Origin of the sequence: Paenibacillus sp. FSL R10-2778 (assembly GCF_038593035.1) — a bacterium.
GTDB classification, from domain to species: Bacteria; Bacillota; Bacilli; order Paenibacillales; family Paenibacillaceae; genus Paenibacillus_AQ; species Paenibacillus_AQ odorifer.
This window is the reverse complement of record NZ_CP151956.1, coordinates 5,114,446-5,135,650: the sequence shown is the minus strand read 5'-3', so window position 1 is coordinate 5,135,650 and position 21,205 is coordinate 5,114,446. Positions and strand designations below refer to the sequence as shown.

Below are 21,205 nucleotides of genomic sequence, written 5' to 3'. Positions count from 1 at the left end.
AAGGATGAGCGGGATGAATGACATCATTAAGCCTTTAGAGACACACAGAGTAGAGCAGATGTCCGTTCAGGTTTACGAAGATCGTAACCTGATGGGCGCTGCGGCGGCATCGCAGGTCGCGCAGAAAATTAGAGCTTTGCTTCAAGATTCTGCGCGTCAGGTCCGAATTGTGTTTGCTGCCGCACCTTCGCAAAATGAACTGTACGAGGGGCTGGTTCGGGAGCAGGGGATGGATTGGTCCCGGGTCAATGCTTTTCATATGGATGAATACATCGGCCTTGCGGCTTCGGCTCCCCAGCGGTTCGGCCGTTTTTTGACAGATCGTCTATACAGTCGGGTTAACCCTGGCCGGGTAGAACTGCTGGATGGTCTCGCCGCTGATGTGGTGCAGGAATGCCATAGATATTCGGCTTTGTTGAGCGAGGCGCCTATTGATATCGTTTGCCTCGGGATCGGGGAAAACGGGCATATTGCGTTTAATGATCCGCCAATCGCTAATTTTACCGACCCGCAGCTGGTCAAAGCGGTCGAACTGGAGGAAGCCTGCCGCCGCCAGCAGGTGAATGACGGTTGTTTTACCTCGCTGGACGAGGTGCCAACCCATGCGCTGACGCTTACGGTACCAGCCTTGCTGGCTGGCCGTCACCTGTACGGAATTGTACCGGGAGTGTCCAAACGCAAGGCTTTACACGCGGCACTTCATGATTCGATCAGCACGGCATGTCCAGCTACTATTCTGCGCACCCATCCGGAGATCACGATGTTCACGGATCGGGCTGCCTTCGGCCTATGAACGCGCCAATTAAGGGAAAGCACTATAAAACTGGGCTGCCGGTTGAGCTAAGTGTTGAGCAGGGGCGAATCACTTCGGTCACCGAACTTGCGGAGAGTCCAGCCAGGGCCGATTGGCCCTGGCTGGCACCCGGGTTGGTGGATCTGCAAGTGAACGGGGGCTGGGGGCTGGATCTCAACACGCTGCCTTTACAGCCTGCAACGGTATTGGAACTGTCCCGACTTTTGCTAGGAAACGGGGTAACCAGTTATTGTCCAACTCTGATTACTAATGGCAAAGAAGCGCTGGCTCAAGCGGTCTCCGCCATTGCGGAAGCCGCTTCGCTGTATCCGGAAGATGCTGGGGGGATTGTAGGAATTCATCTGGAAGGTCCTTTTCTGTCACCAGAAGAGGGGCCACGCGGCGCCCATCCAAGGGAACATATTGGCCCGCCGGATTGGGATATGTTATGCCGCTGGCAAGAAGCGGCTGAAGGGCTTATCCGTATCCTCACCGTCTCCCCGGAATGGCCAAACACCGCTGCATTTATCGCCCGGTGCAGTGAATCAGGCATCCTTGTTTCCATAGGGCATACAGCAGCTTCCCCCGAGCAGATTAGGGAGGCGGTTGCCGCAGGAGCGGTGATGTCTACGCATCTCGGCAATGGTACACATCTGACGCTGCCCCGTCATCCCAACTATTTGTGGGAGCAGCTGGCGGCGGATGAACTATATGGCTGTATGATTGCAGATGGTCAACATTTACCACCCGCTCTGCTGAAAGTAATCCTACGGATGAAACGCAGCCGCACCATCTTGGTCAGCGATGCTGTATCACTGAGCGGAATGCCGCCGGGAACTTATCACCTGCACATTGGTGGAGAGGTTGTATTAACAGCAGAAGGGCGGCTGCATCTGGCTGGCAATCAGCAGCTGCTTGCAGGTTCCGCCATGATGCTTCCAGATCAGGTGGCCTATCTTGCGGAGGCTGGATTAGCCCGGCTGGATGAAGCCTGGGATTGTGCTTCTGCTCATCCGGCTACTTTGCTGGGGCTGGAGCAGGCGGCAGGGCTTAGGGCTGGAGCACCTGCCGATCTCGTGAGCTTCTGCTATGACGACAGGACACTTACCGTGCTGGAATGCTGGAAAAAGGGTCATAGCAAGGCTTGCAGTAATTAATTACAGCAAAGATTAGGAGGAGAACGATGCAGAGCTTGATACCGCAACCGAAGCAGATCCAAGTGAAAGAGGGAGAAGCTTTTCAGTTCAGCGAAGATGTAAGCCTGAGCCTTTACATGGAGCAGTATGATCCGAGACTGGTGGTCCATTGCCGCCGGGCGTTTCCAGAGCTGGATTGTACACATGTTATCTCGGGAAAAGGATATTCACTTATTCTTCAGAGTCTCTTGCAGTCAGAAACGAAAGGAGCACAGCCAGATGAAGTGGATCTGAAATTGCTTAACGGCCGGGCGGAAGGGTACAGGCTGGAGGTGTCGGAGCGCCGGGTGGTAATCCGTGCACTGGATGCGCCGGGTCTGTTTTACGGGCTACAAACGTTACTACAACTGCGTAAGTCAGTAGGGGAAGTTCCTGCTGTGTCTATCACGGACTGGCCTGACACTACCTTGCGGGCGATGAACTTTGATCTTCGCCAGACATTTTCCAAGCCAGAGCTGCTGCTATCGTATTTGGCGGATTTTGCCCGGTATAAAACGAATGCGGTTCTGATTGAATACGAAGATAAATTCCCGTTCCAGAAGTACCCGGAATTCGTGCATCCTCAGCATTCGTTAAGCCTCACACAGCTAGAGGAACTGAAACGCACAGCCCAAGAATATTTTATTGAGATCATTCCGCTGCAGCAGAGTTTCGGGCATCTGGAGTATGTACTCCGCCACGACGCTTGGCGGCACTTGCGCGAAACGGAGTTATCCCTCGGGGAGATCTGTCCAGCGCATCCGGAATCCTTCGAGCTGATTACCGATCTGTTACAGGAGATGATGGATGCTCATCCGGATTCCCGTTATATTCACCTCGGCTGCGACGAGGTGTACAGCTTATGTGAATGCGAACGCTGTAAAACGTTGTTCGGAGGGGTACGGGAGCGGGCGTTTATCGCTTTTTTGAACACTTTGATTGAATTTACAGCCAGCCGTGGTAAAAAAGTGATTTTCTGGCATGACATGCTGGACAAATGCCCGCCGGAGGAACTGGCAAAGCTGGATAAGCGGAGTGCAGCGATGATCTGGATATACAACGGACGTAATATTGAAGCTGAGGTTTCTTCTCTTGCGGATAAATTCAGGTCACTAGGCATCGAGGTTATGGGAGCACCGGCGGTTCGCAGCTTTGACTGGGCTGAACATCAGAATTATCCGGTACTATTGAACCGGACGGATAATCTGCTCCAATGGGCGGAGACAGCGGATAAGCTGGACCTCGGGTGCATCGTCGCCACGAACTGGACGGGGCCGTTCAGCCTTGGTGTTCCTTATGGGATCTTTGAGACGACCTGGTATCCGATGCTGCTGCACGCCGATTTGGCCTGGAACCGCAAAGCGGACTCAGCAACATTTATCGATCGATTCATGGAGCAGTTCCATGGCATCGATCCTAGAACAGGTCACGCACAGCTCGGGAATTATCAGCTGGAAGATTATTATGATGTTATCTGGAAGCTGTTGGACAAGGTGAAGGATCATAAGGATGAAGCAGAGCTGATTGCCATTATGCATGATTTTGAAGCGGCGACGGACCGTTCGCGGGCGATCCACAAATATATCTACCGCTGGGAGCTTTATCCGGGAGACGAAGCGGAAAGGCACTCGCTACTGAATAATTACATGCGAAATCGCCGCGGACGTGAGAACGTTTTGCCTCGCATGAAAGCGGCTTTGGAGCGTTACCAGCCATCCGATATGGCGGAGCATTTTGTGAAATCCCGCTTCTATCTTCACGATTATCTGGAGCGGACATTATACCGTGAGCTGGGGTTTGCTCAGGCTGAATAAGAGTTTTGAAAAGATCGTAGGGCTATCGTGTGAGCGGGTAGCAGTGCGGTCTTTTTTTAATTTATAGCTGGATGAAGCTACATATTACAGCATATTCAGGAACAAAATCCCAGTTCGCTGCGTCTAACTTATAAAGATCTAGCAAACTACATTGGAGGAGAATGAATATGAGAGCTACACCCATAAACCGGACTATAAGGAAGGTTACACTTACCGCATTATGTATTTTGCTTGTATTGCTGAGTGGCAGGGTAATGGCGGAGCCGTCTCCGGAACAAAAGACAACCGCGGTATTCACAGCGGAGATGCAGAGCGCCTTGGAAGGGGCGCAGAATGTGCTGCTGACGATACAGCCATTCCCGGACGAAGCAGCCGTAGGGTTCTTCAAGAATGGGCGTAGTCTGCCCAAGGGATATCTGGAGCAGACTGCCGATAAGATTCTGGAACAGCGGGGCAAGTTCACCAAGGTGGCAGAGCTAACTCGAACAGCGCTGGCTTACAGTGCTGCGGGGGGCAACGTCAACAACATCGCTGGTATTGATCTTTATCCATTCCTGATGAATCATGCCGGAATTGATTCGGAAGGGGCAGCAGCGGTAGCAACCGCCTATATTACCTCGAAGAACTCCATTTCAAATTCATTGGAGCGGACAAACCGTTACCCCGATTTGCTGTTTTATCAGCTGCTTGATATGCAGCTAGCGGATGGCAGCTGGCCGCTGGCCGGGCAGAAGCAAGGAGATCTGGTAGCTACTGCCTGGGTACTGACGGCACTTGCTTCGGAAGTGAGTTCAGAACAAACTGCGCAGCCGATTGAGAAGGCTTTGTTGTGGCTTAAGAGCAAGCAGCAGCTAGACGGAGGATTCGATGATAAAACTGCGACGACAGCGCAGGTGATTGTTGCTTTATCCTCGCAGGGGGTCGATGCAGCAGATTTCACCAAGGAAGGCGGAGCCTCGCTGCTGGACCATTTGCTGGCGCGGAAGCATCCGGGTGGCGGCTTTACACAGACAGCAGGCGGAGGAAACGATAGTCCCGCAACTGTGCAAGCCTATCTTGCCCTGACTTCCTATAAGCTGTTGTCCAAGCAGGCTGGCATGCTGTATAGCGGACTGCATCATGCTGGAGTTGACCGGGCAACGATTCAGGTCGAAGGACCCGGTGGCACCGTTGCCGGGGGGCATATTGTTGGCGGAGATGCTGTGAAGGCAGCGGCAGCTTTTTTACAGGCGAAGGGTCTGGCGTATAAGCTGAATGCGGATGCAGCTAAACCGGCCTTCACAGCTATCGAGGGGATTCAGAACGGGCGATACAATGGACGCGGAGAATGGAAGATTGCTGTATTCAGCGGGGGCAGTGCATGGATGTATCCTGAGAATAGCCCGTACAGACTGACGATAGGCAATGGGGATCAGCTGCTTGTTTACTACGCGGACGATACAGAACTGCTTGACCGGATGGAAGTGAAATGGAAAGATAAAAACGGCCAGGAAATGGGTGGATATGCAAGCGCCAATATGCCGTTTTCCCTCCATATCACCAAGTCAAACGGTCAGCTGGGCGGTCTTCCGGCTTTCGGCGCTACTGTGACACTTCAAGGAAAAAGCGTAGTGGCTGACAGCACGGGAAAGGTGTCATTTGCCGGCATGAAGCCCGGTGTCTATCCTGTGCAAGTCACTAAATACCGTAAAGATGCCGCTCCAGCACTTTCCAAACGGACGTTTGCGCTGCATGTCTCTTCCCCGGAATTGGCCAGCTTTACGGATGCCAATAAAGTCGCAGCTTGGGCACGTTTGGATATCGCAACAGCGCTCAGCAGCGGATATATTCAGGGCGTAAGTGCCAGCGGAAATGTGCTGGCTCCTAAGCAGAAGCTGACCCGGGCTGAATTTCTGACCCTGCTGCTGCGGCTATTGCATGAGTTCCCCGATGCCAAGGCCACTTCTAGCTTTAAGGATGTTCCGGCGGACAAATGGTACAGCCGTACCATCGCCAAGGCTGAGGAGCTGGGCATTATCAGCTCTCCAACCGGTAAGTTCGAGCCGGACCGCGGTATTACGCGGGAAGAAGCGGCGGTTATGGTAACCAAAGCCGCCCGGTTGTCTACGTACGGCAGCCCGGACCGTGTGAAGTTTGCCGATACTTCCAGTTTGTCAGAGGCGAGCCGCCAGGCGATTCAGGCCGTGAATGAACATGAAGTAATGACCGGCAGCGGGGGCCGCTTCGATCCAAAGCAGATTCTGGTGCGTGAGCAGGCAGCGGCAATTTTAGTCAGACTGCAGAAATTAATCCCGGAAGCCTTCTATTAATGGAATAAACGTCCAGGGATATGATAAGCTTCAGATAGAGTTATCACATCCAGTGCAGAGGAGGCAAATCTATGAGCCGCTTGATCACAGGCAATATATATTATGGATTTCAGGTCGTTAATGAGGAATTTATCCGGGAGATCGATTCCGCCGTATTCACGATGGAACATCTGAAGAGCGGCGCCAGGCTGCTTTTCGTGCAGAATCAGGATGACAACAAGGTATTTAGCGTAAGCTTCAGGACCCCGCCTGAAGATAGTACAGGGGTCTTTCATATTTTGGAGCATTCTGTATTATGTGGTTCGGAGAAATATCCGGTGAAGGAACCTTTTGTAGAATTGCTAAAGGGTTCGATGCAGACATTCCTGAATGCATTTACGTTTGGGGATAAGACGATGTATCCGGTGGCAAGCCGGAATGAGCAGGATTTCTCCAATCTGATGGAGGTCTACCTGGATAGTGTTTTTCAGCCGAATATTTATAAGCAAAAGGAGATTTTTGAGCAAGAGGGCTGGCATTACGAGCTTCAGCAAACAGAAGCTGAGCTGATCTATAAAGGCGTGGTTTACAACGAGATGAAGGGTTCCTATTCCTCGCCGTTTACGGTACTGATGGACAGGATCAAAAAGTCGTTGTATCCAGACACGATTTACCGTCATTCTTCAGGTGGAGATCCGCAGGAGATTCCTGCGCTTACGTATGAGCAATTCCTTGAGGCGCACAGCAATTATTATCATCCGTCCAACAGTTATTTTTATCTGTACGGAGACGTCTCTATTGAAGAGAAGCTGCAATTTATAGACCAGGAATACCTTAGCCGTTATGAAAAAAACAGCTTTGATACCTCCATTCCCCTACAACAGCCTACCGGAATGACGGAGCTGGTAGCGGATTATCCGATTCTGGAAGCAGAAACGGCCGACGACAAAACTTATTTGAGTCTGAATTATGTAATTGGAACCTCTACGGATCGGGAACTGAATCTGGCTTTTGATATTTTGAAAAGCATGCTGATGGACAGCAATGCAGCTCCGCTTAAGCAAGCCCTGCTGGAAAGCGGTCTGGGCAAAGATGCCTTTGCTTTTTATTCCGACAGTATGGTTCAGCCGCTGCTTGGCATTACTCTGACACATTCGAACGCTTCCGCCAAAGATGCCTTCGTGGAGCTGGTGAAGACCGCATTAAGCAGCTTGGTTAAGAACGGGCTGGATGAGAAGCTGGTGCTGGCGGCGGTCAACAGCAAAGAATTTGAGCTGCGGGAAGCGGACTTTAGCCGATATCCAAAGGGACTTACTTACAATATCGAAGTGATGAAGTCCTGGCTCTATGACGGTCAGCCGTCTACTCATATGCTTTATGAAGAGGTATTCACTACCATTCGGGAAAAGATAACGGATCGTTATTTTGAGAAGCTGATTGAGGTCTACTTACTGAACAGTGATCATTGCAGTCTGGTGGTGCTGAACCCGTCCAAGACGATTGCAGCCGACAAGGAAGCGAGCACCCAGCGTCAATTAAGTGAATACAAATCATCACAGCAACCAGACCAGCTGGAGCAGCTTGTGCAGAGTACACAGCATCTTCTGGCGCGGCAAGGTCGTGCAGATGCAGCCGAGGATTTGCAGAAGCTGCCGAGTTTATCTCTACAGGACATTAACCGCAGTGCTGAACCTCAGGTGCCATCCCATGAATATAACCTTGAGGGTCTAAAGCTGATCCACCATGACGTATCTACTCAAAAGATTGCGTACTGCAAGTTTTATTGGGATACGAGTGTTGTGGCTCCTGAGCAAATTCCTTATCTTGTGCTGCTGGCAGAGGTATTGGGCCAAATGGAGACAGCTTCTTACAGCATTGAAGAGCTCACTAGTGAAATTGGGATCAAAACCGGAGGCATTCATTTCAAAAATGAGATCTTTGGCGCTGCAAAAGATACTGGGGCCAGTTATCAGCCTAAATTCACTGCGCAGGTTAAGGTGATGGCGGGGCATATTGGCGAATCGCTGGATCTGCTGCGTGAGATGCTCTATACCAGCGCGCTCGATAACCTGACGAAGCTACAGGAAATCGTCCGGCGGGAAGCCTCACAGATGGAATCAGTCCTGAATCAAAAAGGTAATGAAATCGCGGCCAGCCGCCTGATGTCTTATTTTTCGGACATGGGAGCGTATCAGGAGCAACAGGGTGGCGTGGCCTATTACCGCTTTATCCGTGAGCTTGCCGAGAAGATCGATCAGCAGGGAGCAGAGGTGGCAAACACGCTGAAGGATATCTGTACGGTTTTATTCAATAAACAGAATTTGATCATCAGCGTGACGGGTACCCCTGATTTGTATGGAGAATTCGCCGCTAATGTAGCGAAGCTGGATATTCAGGATCAGCCAGTGGTGAATAAACCTAAGATTACGGCGCAGGGGCATGCGGATAATGAAGGTTTTATGTCTTCCAGCCAGGTGCAATATGTGGTTAAAGGCTACGACTTCAACAAGCTAGGATTTACGTATTCCGGCAAAATGCAGGTGCTCAAAAAAATCATGAGCCTCACCTATCTGTGGAATGCCGTGCGCGTGAAGGGCGGAGCTTATGGCGGCAGCCTGATGCTGCGCAGAGATGGGATATTGATGTTCACTTCCTACCGTGATCCCAATTTGCAGGAGACGCTGGAGGTTTATGATCAGGCGTACCGATTCACCGAAGGATATGAAGCGGATGCCGACGAGATGACCAAAGCAATTATCGGCACCCTGTCCATGTTGGACCAGCCGCTGAGCCCAAGCGCTCAGGGACGGCGGGCGGACCGGCATTATTTTGAACAGGTGACCGGGGCCGAGCTGCAGCAGGAACGGGATGAAATCTTGTCGACCACACCGGAAGACATCAGACAGTATGCCGATTTGCTTAAGGCTGTGACGGAACAAAATTATTTCACAGTTGTCGGCAATGAATCCAAACTGAAATCAACAAAAGTCTTATTTGGAAACCTAGAAGAACTTGTGATGTAATTCTCTCTATAAACTCCTCTTCAGTACCTGTCTACTCGACAAGTGCTGGAGAGGAGTTTTTTGTATTTAGTTAGAACCTTGACAGTTAGAGTTCTATCTATTATGATAATGATGTTACTTAGAGTTCTAACTAATCCGCAAGAGGAGGAAATAACAATGAACAAACCCGTTGTAGACACACCATTTTCTAATTTAATACGAGAGATTGGGATGAAAATAAAAGGTACAGCTGACACCAGGTTAAATGAGTTAGGTCTGAACTCACAACAAGGCCGCATGATCGGCTATATTTTTGAGAATCAAGCAGAAGGGGTTATTCAGAAGGATTTAGCGGAGGTCTTTAACAGGAAGGGGGCGAGCATTACCAGTATGCTTCAGGGGTTGGAGAAGAAAGGGTATATCCAGCGTGTCACTCCTGAAAATGATGAACGTCAAAAGAGTATTTTTGTATTGGAAAAAGGTGCTCTTTTAGTGGAAGAGTTCAATGAGATTTTCTCTGAGGTAGAAGCAAGCATTACTAAGGCGCTTAGTCCGGAAGAAACTGCAACCCTAAAGTCGTTACTTCAAAAAGTTAGTTCAAGTTTATAAACGTTCGGAGGTTCACTTATGACAAATGAGTTCTCAAATCAATATTATTTAGAGTCGGCGCCCATGAAAAAAGCGATCGCTCATTTATCGATTCCCATGATGATTGGGATGTCTGTGGGTACTATTTATAATGTAATCAATGCTTACTTCATCGGCTTATTACACAATACCAGTATGCTGACCGCAATCACGCTGGGCCTGCCTATTTTTACCGTTTTAATGGCTTTTGGAAATGTGCTGGGGGTAGGCGGAGGAACATTTATAACTCGCTTGGCGGGGCAAAAAGAGACGGAAAAAGGGAAAAAGGTTGCCGGATATACTTTTTACGGGAGTATTGTAGTGGGGCTTCTTATCGCGCTCATCGCTTGGTTAGCTATAAATCCGATCACGCGAATGCTTGGTGCAGATGCTGCTACCTTAGACTTTACGAAGTCTTATGTGCTCACTCTTTTTGCAGGCGGATTTGCTGTTGTGCTTAATTTTGCTTTGGAACAACTGGTCCGTTCGGAAGGTGCCTCGAAGGAATCGATGTATGGTATTTTTATCAGTACGGCTTTAAGTTTGATTTTTGATCCTTTATTTATTCTCGTGCTGAATTGGCATGTTGCCGGAGCTGCTTTGGCTATGGTTTTAGCAAATTTGGGCTCTGCCATTTATTATATTTACTTTTTGGAAACGAAAAGTGAGCATTTAAGAGGATTTTTGAAGCATTTCAAGATATCTGTACGAGATCAGCTTGAGGTTTATAAAATAGGTACAGCCGAGCTATTGCAAGCCAGTTTTTTAATTGTCAGCACGCTTTTGTTAAATAACTATTCCATTCAATATGGGGAGAGTGTGGTCGCCGGATTTGGTGTGGCTTTAAGAATTGTGCAGATTCCAGAATTTTTATCGATGGGTTTATTTTTGGGATTGATTCCGCTATTTGCTTTTAACTTTGCTAGTAAAAATACGGAGAGACTTAAATCCAGCATCAAATACGCTTTTGCATATATAGGCAGCATTGCAGTTGTTTTTGTGAGTCTAGTATATGTGTTTAGAGGAACGATTCTTCATTGGTTCTCAGGCGATCCTTCTGTGTTAAGCATGGGAACTTATATTTTGGCAGCGATGCTGATCTCCGCTTTATTTAATGGATTTACCGGATTATTTATGAGCATTTTTCAAGCAACGGGGCAAGGCACACCCACCACTATTATGGCGATAAGCCAAGGTGTATTATTTATACCGATGATTATTGTATTGCATTCTATTTTTGGCCTGCATGGTGTGATTTGGTCGATGACTGTGACTGAGGTAATAACGAGTGTGATGGGTGTGGTTTTGTTTATGATTTTTCGGAAAAAGCTGAATAGTGCGGGCGTCGATGGAAAAGGTGCTGTAGAGGTTACGCCGGTATAACGCGATTGCTTAATGTAAAACTCAATATGGATTTTGTTTACTGCGGGAGCTTGGCTCGCGCTTTTTTTGCGTTGTGCAAAAGAATTCATAACTAAAGGATCGGTAAAATTCGTTCCAAAATGAACAATTCTAGTTCTTATGAAGACTGCTTACTTTTTCTACAATTATGGATAAGTAAAGGAGGAGAACTATGATACGCAAAAAAAGGTTTCATCTTAATATGGACACACGCGAAGCGATGGCGGGATATCTATTCGTTGCTCCGCTTATGCTTGGGCTGATCATCTTGACGTTGATCCCGGTGCTGGGCTCACTGCTGTTAAGCTTCACGGACTGGAACTTTGTGGCTGGGTTAGGGGGGATTAAGTTCGCGGGCGTGGATAATTTCATCAGGCTGTTTCATGATGATGCTTTTATGAAAAGCTTGCTGAACAATTTGCTCTTTATTATCACAGTACCGGTTACGATCATCGTTGCCCTGCTGCTGGCTATCCTGATTGATAAACAGGTTTTTCTGAAGGATTTGTTTAAAGTGATTTATTTCCTTCCGTACATTTCCAGTGTAGTTGCCATCGCTATGGTTTGGCAGGTTATGTTTCACCCTTCACTGGGACCCGTCAATCAATTCCTGATGTCACTGGGGTGGAACAACCCACCCAAATGGTTAGCGGATATCCATTATGCTCTGCCGTCGCTGATGTTGATTCAAGTCTGGATTCAGCTCGGTTACAACATTATTATTTTTATTGCAGGTTTACAGAGTATTCCAAAGGATCTTTATGAAGCGGCTGATATTGATGGTGCCAACGTCTGGCGTAAATTCCGCAACATCACGGTTCCCTGCATTTCGCCAACTACCTTTTTCCTGCTGGTAACAGGGGTTATCGGCTCATTTAAAATCTTTGATCTGATACAAGTATTGACCCAGGGTGGACCGGCTAACTCCACGACCGTTATCGTCTACGAGTTATATGATACAGCCTTCAATCAGCTGAAGACGGGTTACGCCTCTAGCATGGCACTCGTTCTGTTCCTTATTTGCCTGATCATTACAGCCTTGCAGATGTTGGCGCAAAAAAAATGGGTCAACTATTAAAGGCGGAAAGGAGAAATTACAGTGAAAAAAGAGCTTTTATCCAGAACCTTCTGGACCATCGCCATGGGACTGCTAGGTATCGCATTTCTTTTACCGTTCCTATGGATGTTATCCACTTCCTTTAAGCTGGAGAAAGATGTGTTTAACTTTCCGATTCAATGGTTGCCACAGCAGTGGAACCTCATTGAAAATTATAAACAGGTGTGGTCGGGTGACTTTGCTCGCTATTATGGAAATTCCATTTATATTACGCTGGCTACGACTATAATTAATGTGCTGATATGCGCACTTGCTGCTTATGGGTTCTCCAAGCTACGTTTTCCGGGCAGGGATGCGATGTTTATAGTTGTATTGGCACTTTATATGGTTCCTCCGCAGGCATCGTTGGTTCCACAGTTTCTACTGTTTAACTGGCTGAATTTGATTGACACACATTTGGGATTAATCCTGATTAACAGCTTTAGTATTATTGGAGCGTTTATGCTCAAGCAATTTTTTATGGGGGTAAACAACGAGTATCTTGAATCGGCGCGGATGGATGGAGCAGGGCATTTTCGCTCTTTTCTACAGATTGCCTTTCCGCTGATCCGTCCCGCTGTAGCTACTTATGCTATTTTGCGCTTTATTTGGACCTGGAACGACTATCAATATCCACTCATTTTTTTGAAATCCAAGGAGCTGTTCACGATTCAGCTGGGGATCCGGTTGTTCGGGGACCAATACGGGGATGTCTATTCACTCATGATGGCTGGTGCGGTATCTGCAATCCTGCCGTTGCTCATCATTTTTGCACTCGGACAGAAGCAGGTTATTGAGGGAATTGCCCTCGGAGGAGTGAAAGGATAATAAAAGTCAAAATAGTTTCTCTTCGGTAGAATATGAGAACTTTCCTCGTCAATCCTGCATGTTAGGATGTTCTTGTAAGCAGTTACATAGTCACTGGTTGTTAAGCAAGTGATGCCCAACACATTTATAGGAGGGTCTAAATGAAAAAGAAATTATTATCTGCATTCATCATCACATCGATGGCGTTATCATTGGCCGCTTGCGGCGGAAATGCGAAAACCAATAATGCAGGAGCGACTAATGCACCCGATGCTGGTGGAAATTCAAAGCCTGCAGCAGAGAAGGTTACCCTGAAGCTGAGCACCTGGCAGACAGAAGCCAAAGCGAAATGGAGCACGATTATCGCGGAGTTTGAGAAGACGCATCCCGATATTCATGTGGAAGTAGATTTGCTGAACGAAAAAGGTGATTCGGTTGCCTCTATGCAGAAGCTGGATTTGATGGCGGCTGCGAGCGATCCGCTGGATATTGTCGAACTGCCTTATACCAACTATTCACAGCGTGCAGATATCGGTTTGTTGGAACCGATGGATGACTATATTCAGAAGGAAGGTTATAAGCTCGCAGATGAATATCTGGTGGACACTACGGTCAATGGCAAAATCTATGCATTACCGTCTTCCATGCAGCGCTGGTTCGTGCTCCTTAACAAAGAAATGTTAGATGAGGCGGGCCTTCCGGTTCCGACCGACTGGACATGGGCGGATTTCGAAGAGTATGCCAAGAAATTGACCAAGGGTGAGGGCGCAACGAAACGTTTTGGTGCGTATCTGCATAATTGGCCGGATTATTTCCAGCTCCAGCTGATGAGCAAGTCTACGGATAATACTTTTCTAAAAGCTGATGGAACCTCCAATGCACTTGACCCGCAATTTAAGGCTAATCTGCAGATGATGAAGAAAATGATGTACGAAGATAAGAGTGCCACTCCTTATGAGGATATTATTTCGCAAAAACTAGCCTACCGGAATCAGTATTTTAACGGTTTAGCAGCGATGCTTCCGATGGGCGACTGGATGGTTGCGGAATCGGGTGGAACGGATGCCATTCCGGCAACCTTTGTTACCGCGTTTGCGCCGATCCCCCGTCTTGACAGTGAGAGCAAACACTACTCACCCGTACAGCCGACCTACATGGGAATAGCCGCTAAATCCAAGCATAAGGAGGCTGCCTATACCTTTGTGCGCTGGTATACCTCAGAAGGACTGGAAATCGGTGGACGCGTTTTCTCTGGCTGGGCCAAATCGGATACGAATAAATTAGTGGATACAATTGTGAGTGGTTCTAAGGATTCCTCTAAGATTGATGTAGATTCTCTGAAATATACGATGGAGAACTCGACACCTGGTGCAACGCAGGTTCCGGCTAAATATGCGGATGAAGCTAAGAACAACGTTATTCCAGAAGCGGAGATGTATCTCCTTGGCCAACAGGATCTGGATGTCACAGTTGCCAATATCGATAAAAAAATAACGGAAGTTGTTCAGAACAATAGCGGAAAGTAAGCGGAGGCTGATTGTACGCTTTTCAAAGGGGGCTTATAATGTGGGGGCAGGAAAGCATTTCTGCCTCCTGCTCCAAATTCAAACAGATGTGGGGCCTGTAATCCGTGTTTAGAAAGCATCAATCCCTCCGTAAGAAACTTGTCTGGTCATCGCTGATCTGCGTGCTGATCCCGCTTGTCTGCATTTACATGGTTACTGATTATTTGACCCGGGATCTCATTCTGGAGAAAGCGGTTAGTAGCGCAAGAGAATCTTTAAATGCAGCCAGCGCCAATATGAATGCCATATTTGAACAGACACTGGAACAGTCCAACTTTGTGCTCCAGAACAGCGAGATCAGGCAGATGATGTCTGCCGATTCAGAGTCGCTCCGTGCACCAAAGCAGATCATTCAGTATAACCGTATGTCGCGGATGCTGGATGATATGTTTGTTTTAACAGAATATTTGAAGGTGACGTTAATCGGAAAAAATGGTTTGATTTATACCAGCTATCCTTACAGTGACTTTAACCCGGAAAATTTCTACAACAAAAATTGGACATCGTTGCTGAAACAAATTCAACCCATTTCGACTTATTGGAGAGCGGAGCACGATACGTACTACAATTATTCTGATAAAGGCTCAGCTGATTGGGTAACCATTGCGAGGCCGATTCAATCGACCTCCAGCAGTACCATCGGATATTTAATTATTAATATCAATGAGCGTAAGCTCCGTCCTTATCTAAATAACGATAATGATAAAGAGATGATGCTTTTGGATGACAAGGGAACTGTAGTTTCCCATGCTGACAAGACCCGAATCGGAGAGACGATGACGTGGTTGAAAATGGATGGCGAGCTTGACACTGTGGAAATCGACGGAGAGAAGTTTTTATATGTTGATCAGGAGCTGAGCAGTAACAAATGGCGGATGGTCAGCATTATCCCGCTGAAGGCAGCCTTGTCGAAAAATAAGCAGATTTTATTTATCAGCCTGGCGGTGCAGATTCTTTTCTTTACCTTGTTTTCCGTTCTCTTAACCGTTCTAATCTCAAAGCTGACTCAGCCAATCGTAAAATTAAGCGCTTTTGTAAAGCGAATAGGTCGTGGTCAGTTGGATGAACGTTCGTTCATTCGAGGGAATAATGAGGCAGCACAGCTCGCCCGCACCATTGACCAGATGCTGGATCGGATCGAGTCTATGATTGAACAAATCACTTATGAACAGACGGGAAAAAGAAAAGCCGAACTAGAGATGCTGCAAGCGCAGATCAATCCACATTTTATGTTTAATCTGCTGAATTCGATTCGCTTAAATATCCTGATGCAAGGCGATCGGGAGAATGCTGAGTTGATTGGTTCGCTGTCGTCTTTGCTCCGGATGACCTTTAACAGGGACAATGAGTTTATCCCGCTTCGTGAGGAGACAGATACGATATCGCATTATGTCACTTTAATGAATTTCCGCCATGCCAATCAGGTCAGGCTGGAAATGAATTTAGCGGACGGTAGCGCTGAAGCACTGGTGCCTCGATTTATGATTCAACCCATGATCGAGAATGCCATCATCCATGGCTTCGAGCAGTTTGGTGGCGAGATTTTTATTGAAGCTCGTATTGTTGCAACTACGGGAAGCTTGGTTATCACCATTAAGGATAATGGGATCGGGATGTCGCCGGAAACTTTAACAAGACTTCGTGAAACCGCATACAGCAGCGAACAAATTACAGAGGAGGACAGAAAAGGGTTCTCCGGCATAGGTTTACGCAATGTGGCCCAACGCCTCAGTATGATTTATGGCGCTTCTTTTAAGCTGAATATTCAAAGTGAACCTGATGTGGGCACAGAGATTTGTCTGGAGTTTCCTCTGGATTACGGAAAGGTGGGTGTGGAGAATGCTGACGGCAATATTGGTGGATGATGACTATCCGGTTATCCGTTATTTGTCGCAGGCCGTACCTTGGAGTGAGCTCGGTATTGAACTCATCGGATGTTATTATAGCGGTCTCGAGGCTTGGGAAAAAGCACAGCAGAGTCCACCAGATCTTATTATTACCGATATTGGCATGCCCAAGATGAACGGGCTGGAGATGCTGGAGCTATTCAGAGCTGTGCAGCCCGGAATCCGTGCGATTATTCTCTCCTGCCACAACGAATTCAAATACGCCCAGCAAGCGCTGAAATTAAACGTAGGAGAATATATTTTAAAAGAATCACTGGATATTGAGCAGTTACAGCAAGCGATTAGCACCCTTGTGGCGGAAGTGGGACTGAATAGGCAGCAGCATACAGAGATGCTGGTTTATAAGCAAAAGCAGTCTCAAAATCGCGCCGCGCTGAAGGAAAAGTTTCTAAAAGATACCTTGTATCAATCCTGGGATAAGGGGGCTTGGATCGAGCAGGCCCGATCAAACGGAATTATGATCCACGCCAAAAACTATATCCCGCTGGTTATTGTAATTGACCGTCCAGAGGAAGCTTCAAGGGTGCGCCGGATGAGTGAATATACGATTTCTTTTGCGGTTGAGAATATTATGCAGGAAGTGCTTGAGGCTGATCACAGTCTGTTTATTTCGAGATACAGCCATAAGGAGATCGTCATTCTCTTTTGCAGCGACCAGCCTTCTAAAGATCACCAGGCAATCTATCACTCCATTCAAAATGCAGCCTCTGCGGTTCAAAAATATCTTAAACTCTCTGTCTCTTGCTTATTTGGCGCTGAGGCGCGCAGTCCTGAGGAAATTCGCGGAACATTGCAGCGGATGCTGAGGGAGAAAATACAGCGCTTTTATCTCCCTGCGGCGGGAATCCACCGTTTTGAAGAAGTCTGCTTTTCCGGAGAAGATATTTATGCTGAGTATGGAACCTTGTACGCTGTTATCAATGATGATATTGCCTTGAACAGGAACACGGAGCTTCGCGTTCATGTAAAGGAATGGAGGGAATGGGTGGCCTCGCAAAAATTCCATCCGAATGAAGTCAAGGAATGTGTGCTTCGCTTGCTGATGGACTTGCAGATGAAGACGAAACAGCTTCTGCAATCTCCATTGGCTATAACCGAAGAAAAGCTATTTAGCGTGGTTGGTGACATTGAAACTCTGGAGCATTTGGAACAATGGCTGGTGCAGTACTTAGAGGAATTAGCGCGGAAAATAAGTATGTTCTCCATCAAGTCTAAACGGAGTGAGGTCATCAAAGCCCAGCAGTTCGTGATTAGTCATGTGACGGAGAAAATAACGCTGGAGGACATGGCAGGCCGCCTTAACTTAAATGCCAGTTATTTCAGCCGCTTATTCAAACGGGAAACAAACCAGAACTTCATCGAATATGTAAATATGCTAAAGCTTCAGAAGGCAAAGGAGCTGCTTAACCAATCTGAAAAGACAGTGGAAGAGATCTCCGAGTATCTGGGATATGCCAACAAAAGTTATTTCATCAAGCTGTTTAAACGGGAAATGGGCATGAGGCCTAGTGAATATGCCGCTTGGCATTGAGTGTGGACAGGAGGAAACATTGCTGTGGGAATAAAGGGCACTAAAAATGAATTACAGATGTTCCTAAATGAACTATATACTCCACTGGAGCGCAGATTTACCTCTGGTTGTGCAGGAATTAATATGGGCGCTACAGGATCGATTTACAATGAAGCTACAGCGCTTATGGAAGCTTTTGCCCGTCCTCTATGGGGCCTTGTTCCTCATGCCAGCGGTGGAGGGGAAAGTGCACTCTGGCCGATGTTTCTGGAAGGAATCATCAACGGGACAGACCCGGAGCATGAAGAATATTGGGGGCAATTTACTTCCAAAGATCAGCGTATGGTAGAGCAGGCCGTGTTGGGACTGGGGCTTGCTCTTGCACCACATAAAATGTGGGAGCCGCTGAGTGACACGCAGAAAATAAATGTATATAACTGGCTAAATCAGATTAATCATGTGGATCGTTCCAATCCGAATAACTGGCTGATGTTCACGGTTCTTGTAAATGTGGGCTTCAAGAAAGTCGGATTACCTTATGATCAGAGCATAATGGATGATTATCTAGCGCAGATCGATAATTACTATCTTGGTGACGGTTGGTATTCCGATGGATTGACGGATCAGAGGGACTATTATATTGCTTTTGCTATGCATTATTATACGCTGATATACGCTAAGCTGATGGCGGATGATGATCCTCAGAGAGCTGCTGTTTATCGGGAAAGATCAGTACGATTTGCCGAGGATTTCATTTATTGGTTCGCTGAGGACGGAAGCGCACTTCCTTTTGGTCGTAGCCTGACCTATCGTTTTGCACAGGTTTCTTTCTGGAGTGCGCTGGTGTATGCAGAAGGGGTTCCTTTTTCATATGGCGTTCTTAAAGGAATCATTATGCGCCATTTTCGTTGGTGGTTTGAACAACCTATTATGGGATTAGACGGACTGCTTAGCATCGGATATGCTTATCCGAATCTAGTCATGACAGAGAACTACAACGCCCCCGGATCTCCGTATTGGGCCTTTAAAGCTATGCTTATTCTTGCCTTGCCAGATGATCATCCTTTTTGGCTGGCGGAGGAAGAGCCTCTGCCTATTTTGAAAGAGGTACGGGCTCTCCAAGAGGCGCGAATGCTTGTGTGTCGTCCGGAAGGAAATAGGCAGGTTATTGCCTATACCTCTGGCCAGATGGCTAACTTTGATATGGCCCATAGCGCAGCCAAATATTCTAAATTTGCATACTCCACTCTGTTTGGCTTTAGTGTCCCGAAAGCGGGTTACGGGTTGGTTCAAGGCGCTTACGATTCTACACTCGCACTATGCGAATGTGATGAACACTATCGGGTACGCAGATTCTGTGAGACCTGGGAAATCGGGGACAGCTATGTATATTCCCGCTGGCATCCCTGGAGTGATGTAAATGTGGAGACATGGATTATTCCGGCAGGTCTATGGCATGTTCGTGTTCACAGCATTCATACTGCCCGGCGGCTGGATGTAGCGGAAGGTGGATTTGCCATTGGCCAGTCAGCTGGCTTCTCGCACAGTGAACGGGAAATTATTAATGTATCAAACACTGCTGTTTCGGTACAGCTGCCCTGGGGAATCAGTGCCATACATAGGCTATGCGGCTTTGATCGGGGAGAGTGCGTATATCCCGAGCCAAATACCAATCTGCTGAAGCCGCGGACACTTCTTCCGAGCTTGTGCTCCAGACTGGAACCGGGAGATCAAGTATTGATATCTGCTGTCTTCGGAGCGACGAATACTCCGGAGAACCAGGCAAGTCTTGCTTCACCGCCGCTTATTCAATGGCACTCGGACGGAAGGGTTGCTGTATACGAACCTAGTAACGATACACTTTTGCATACTGTTGATTTAAGGGGAGGGAGAAACAAAGATGTGGAATAAGGCTATTGAGGATGCGATTCACAAAGTTGGGAGCAATATGGCTAACCATCCGGGCAAACTGCCTCATATCGCTGAGGGGCAACAGTACGAATGGGGAGATAACGACGACTGGATAGAGGGTTTCTATGTTGGGATGATGTGGCTTGCTTATGAATATAGTAAGGATTCATGCTATAAGGAGGCGGCAGCCTCTTGGTTAGGGGACTTCAAGCATCGTCTGGATCAGCACATCGCCCTGGACCATCATGACATTGGTTTCTTGTATACACTGACCGCAGTAGCGGAGTGGAAAATAACGGGCAGCGAAGCGGCGCGAGCTGTCGGTCTGCAAGCTGCGGACACGCTGTGCAAGCGCTGGCGTGAACCAGCAGGGATTCTTCAGGCCTGGGGACTGGAGAGTGACCCGGAGAATGCGGGACGTATCATTATTGACTGCTTGATGAATTTACCTCTATTATTCTGGGCAGCTGAGGAAACAGGAGATAAGCGCTATTATGAAATAGCGCTCGAACATGCGTTTAAGAGCCGGAAATTTCTTGTGCGTGGGGATGCCTCCTCTTACCATACTTTTTATTTTGATCCGGCTACCGGAAATGCAATTCGTGGAGGAACACATCAAGGTTATGAGGACGGATCGACCTGGACACGTGGTCAAGCTTGGGGAATATACGGTTTTGCTCTGGTGTATCGCTATACGCAGAATGAGGATTTTCTTAAGACTTCTAAGAGCCTAGCGGATTATTTTATCAGCCATCTACCGGAGGATAGTGTGGCTTATTGGGATTTCGATGTGCCAGTGGGAGCGGAGACCCCTCGCGACAGCTCGGCTTCGGCGATTGCGGCAGCCGGTCTTTTGGAACTGCTCGATCACCTAGGCGTAGACGATCCGGACCGGGCCATTTATGAAGTTGCTTTACACCGTAGCATGAAATCTCTAGTGGAACATTATGCGACATCTGGAAATCCGGAAGCAGAGGGACTTCTAAAGCATGGTTCTTATCATGTGAGAGGTGGACGTGTGCCTGATGGTCATATGATTTGGGGAGATTATTATTATATGGAAGCGCTGATCCGCTTGCAGACCGGCATCCGAGGCTATTGGTAGTGGGATGTTAGGGTGGGGCAAGGTTTAGCCTATAGAACAAGGAAACTGCTAAGACTAATCTCTTAGCGGTTTTTTTTGTGGACTACTATACAAGAGTTTTAAAACGTAGTTATTTACTTGGAATAGTATGAATAAAATCATATCACCACGCGTAAGGTTTAATGTAAGATTTTGATAATTATTAGAAATTAAGAAAAGGGGATC

General features: G+C 47.6%; 14 protein-coding genes. All 14 read left to right on the top strand.

Annotation, left to right across the window (positions count from 1 at the left end; translation table 11 throughout):
- Positions 1 to 13: 13 nt before the first annotated feature.
- The 14 genes from NST40_RS23205 to NST40_RS23140 all read left to right on the top strand — a co-directional run bounded on the left by NST40_RS23205 (position 14) and on the right by NST40_RS23140 (position 21,001).
- Complete coding sequence (locus NST40_RS23205) at positions 14 to 793, top strand: glucosamine-6-phosphate deaminase (RefSeq protein ID WP_342410036.1); 780 nt, start codon at positions 14 to 16, stop codon at positions 791 to 793.
- Positions 790 to 1,950, top strand: a complete 1,161-nt coding sequence (locus tag NST40_RS23200; protein ID WP_342410035.1) for an amidohydrolase family protein — start codon at positions 790 to 792, stop codon at positions 1,948 to 1,950. Before NST40_RS23205 ends, NST40_RS23200 begins: the two co-directional genes overlap by 4 nt.
- Positions 1,951 to 1,976: 26 nt before the next feature.
- Complete coding sequence (locus tag NST40_RS23195) at positions 1,977 to 3,782, top strand: DUF4838 domain-containing protein (RefSeq protein ID WP_342410034.1); 1,806 nt, start codon at positions 1,977 to 1,979, stop codon at positions 3,780 to 3,782.
- 167 nt (positions 3,783 to 3,949) lie between these two features.
- On the top strand, positions 3,950 to 6,091 hold the full coding sequence (locus tag NST40_RS23190; protein ID WP_076277418.1) for an S-layer homology domain-containing protein: 2,142 nt from the start codon (positions 3,950 to 3,952) through the stop codon (positions 6,089 to 6,091).
- Between the two features lie 71 nt (positions 6,092 to 6,162).
- Entirely contained in the window at positions 6,163 to 9,093 is a 2,931-nt protein-coding gene (locus NST40_RS23185) for an insulinase family protein (protein WP_342410033.1), read from the top strand.
- Between the two features lie 156 nt (positions 9,094 to 9,249).
- Positions 9,250 to 9,681, top strand: a complete 432-nt coding sequence (locus NST40_RS23180; RefSeq protein ID WP_038572665.1) for a MarR family transcriptional regulator — start codon at positions 9,250 to 9,252, stop codon at positions 9,679 to 9,681.
- An 18-nt stretch (positions 9,682 to 9,699) separates the two neighbouring features.
- Positions 9,700 to 11,082: an MATE family efflux transporter gene (locus tag NST40_RS23175; protein ID WP_076130275.1), complete on the top strand. Its 1,383-nt coding sequence runs from the start codon at positions 9,700 to 9,702 to the stop codon at positions 11,080 to 11,082.
- A gap of 190 nt (positions 11,083 to 11,272) precedes the next feature.
- Complete coding sequence (locus NST40_RS23170; RefSeq protein WP_036683142.1) at positions 11,273 to 12,178, top strand: sugar ABC transporter permease; 906 nt, start codon at positions 11,273 to 11,275, stop codon at positions 12,176 to 12,178.
- Positions 12,179 to 12,241: 63 nt separating this feature from the next.
- The gene (locus NST40_RS23165) at positions 12,242 to 13,024 is read left to right on the top strand and encodes a carbohydrate ABC transporter permease (RefSeq protein WP_052097522.1); all 783 of its coding nucleotides are present in this window, start codon (positions 12,242 to 12,244) and stop codon (positions 13,022 to 13,024) included.
- A 140-nt stretch (positions 13,025 to 13,164) separates the two neighbouring features.
- Positions 13,165 to 14,529, top strand: coding sequence for an extracellular solute-binding protein (locus tag NST40_RS23160; protein ID WP_076130274.1), 1,365 nt, complete (start codon positions 13,165 to 13,167; stop codon positions 14,527 to 14,529).
- A 104-nt stretch (positions 14,530 to 14,633) separates the two neighbouring features.
- Positions 14,634 to 16,433: a sensor histidine kinase gene (locus NST40_RS23155; protein ID WP_076277415.1), complete on the top strand. Its 1,800-nt coding sequence runs from the start codon at positions 14,634 to 14,636 to the stop codon at positions 16,431 to 16,433.
- A complete protein-coding gene (locus tag NST40_RS23150; RefSeq protein WP_341003458.1) occupies positions 16,408 to 18,006 on the top strand; it encodes a helix-turn-helix domain-containing protein in 1,599 nt (532 codons plus the stop codon). Before NST40_RS23155 ends, NST40_RS23150 begins: the two co-directional genes overlap by 26 nt.
- A 24-nt stretch (positions 18,007 to 18,030) precedes the next feature.
- Positions 18,031 to 19,896 (top strand): DUF2264 domain-containing protein, encoded by a 1,866-nt coding sequence (locus NST40_RS23145; protein WP_342410032.1) that lies wholly within the window; start codon positions 18,031 to 18,033, stop codon positions 19,894 to 19,896.
- Positions 19,886 to 21,001: a glycoside hydrolase family 88 protein gene (locus NST40_RS23140; protein WP_076279222.1), complete on the top strand. Its 1,116-nt coding sequence runs from the start codon at positions 19,886 to 19,888 to the stop codon at positions 20,999 to 21,001. Before NST40_RS23145 ends, NST40_RS23140 begins: the two co-directional genes overlap by 11 nt.
- Positions 21,002 to 21,205: the final 204 nt, after the last annotated feature.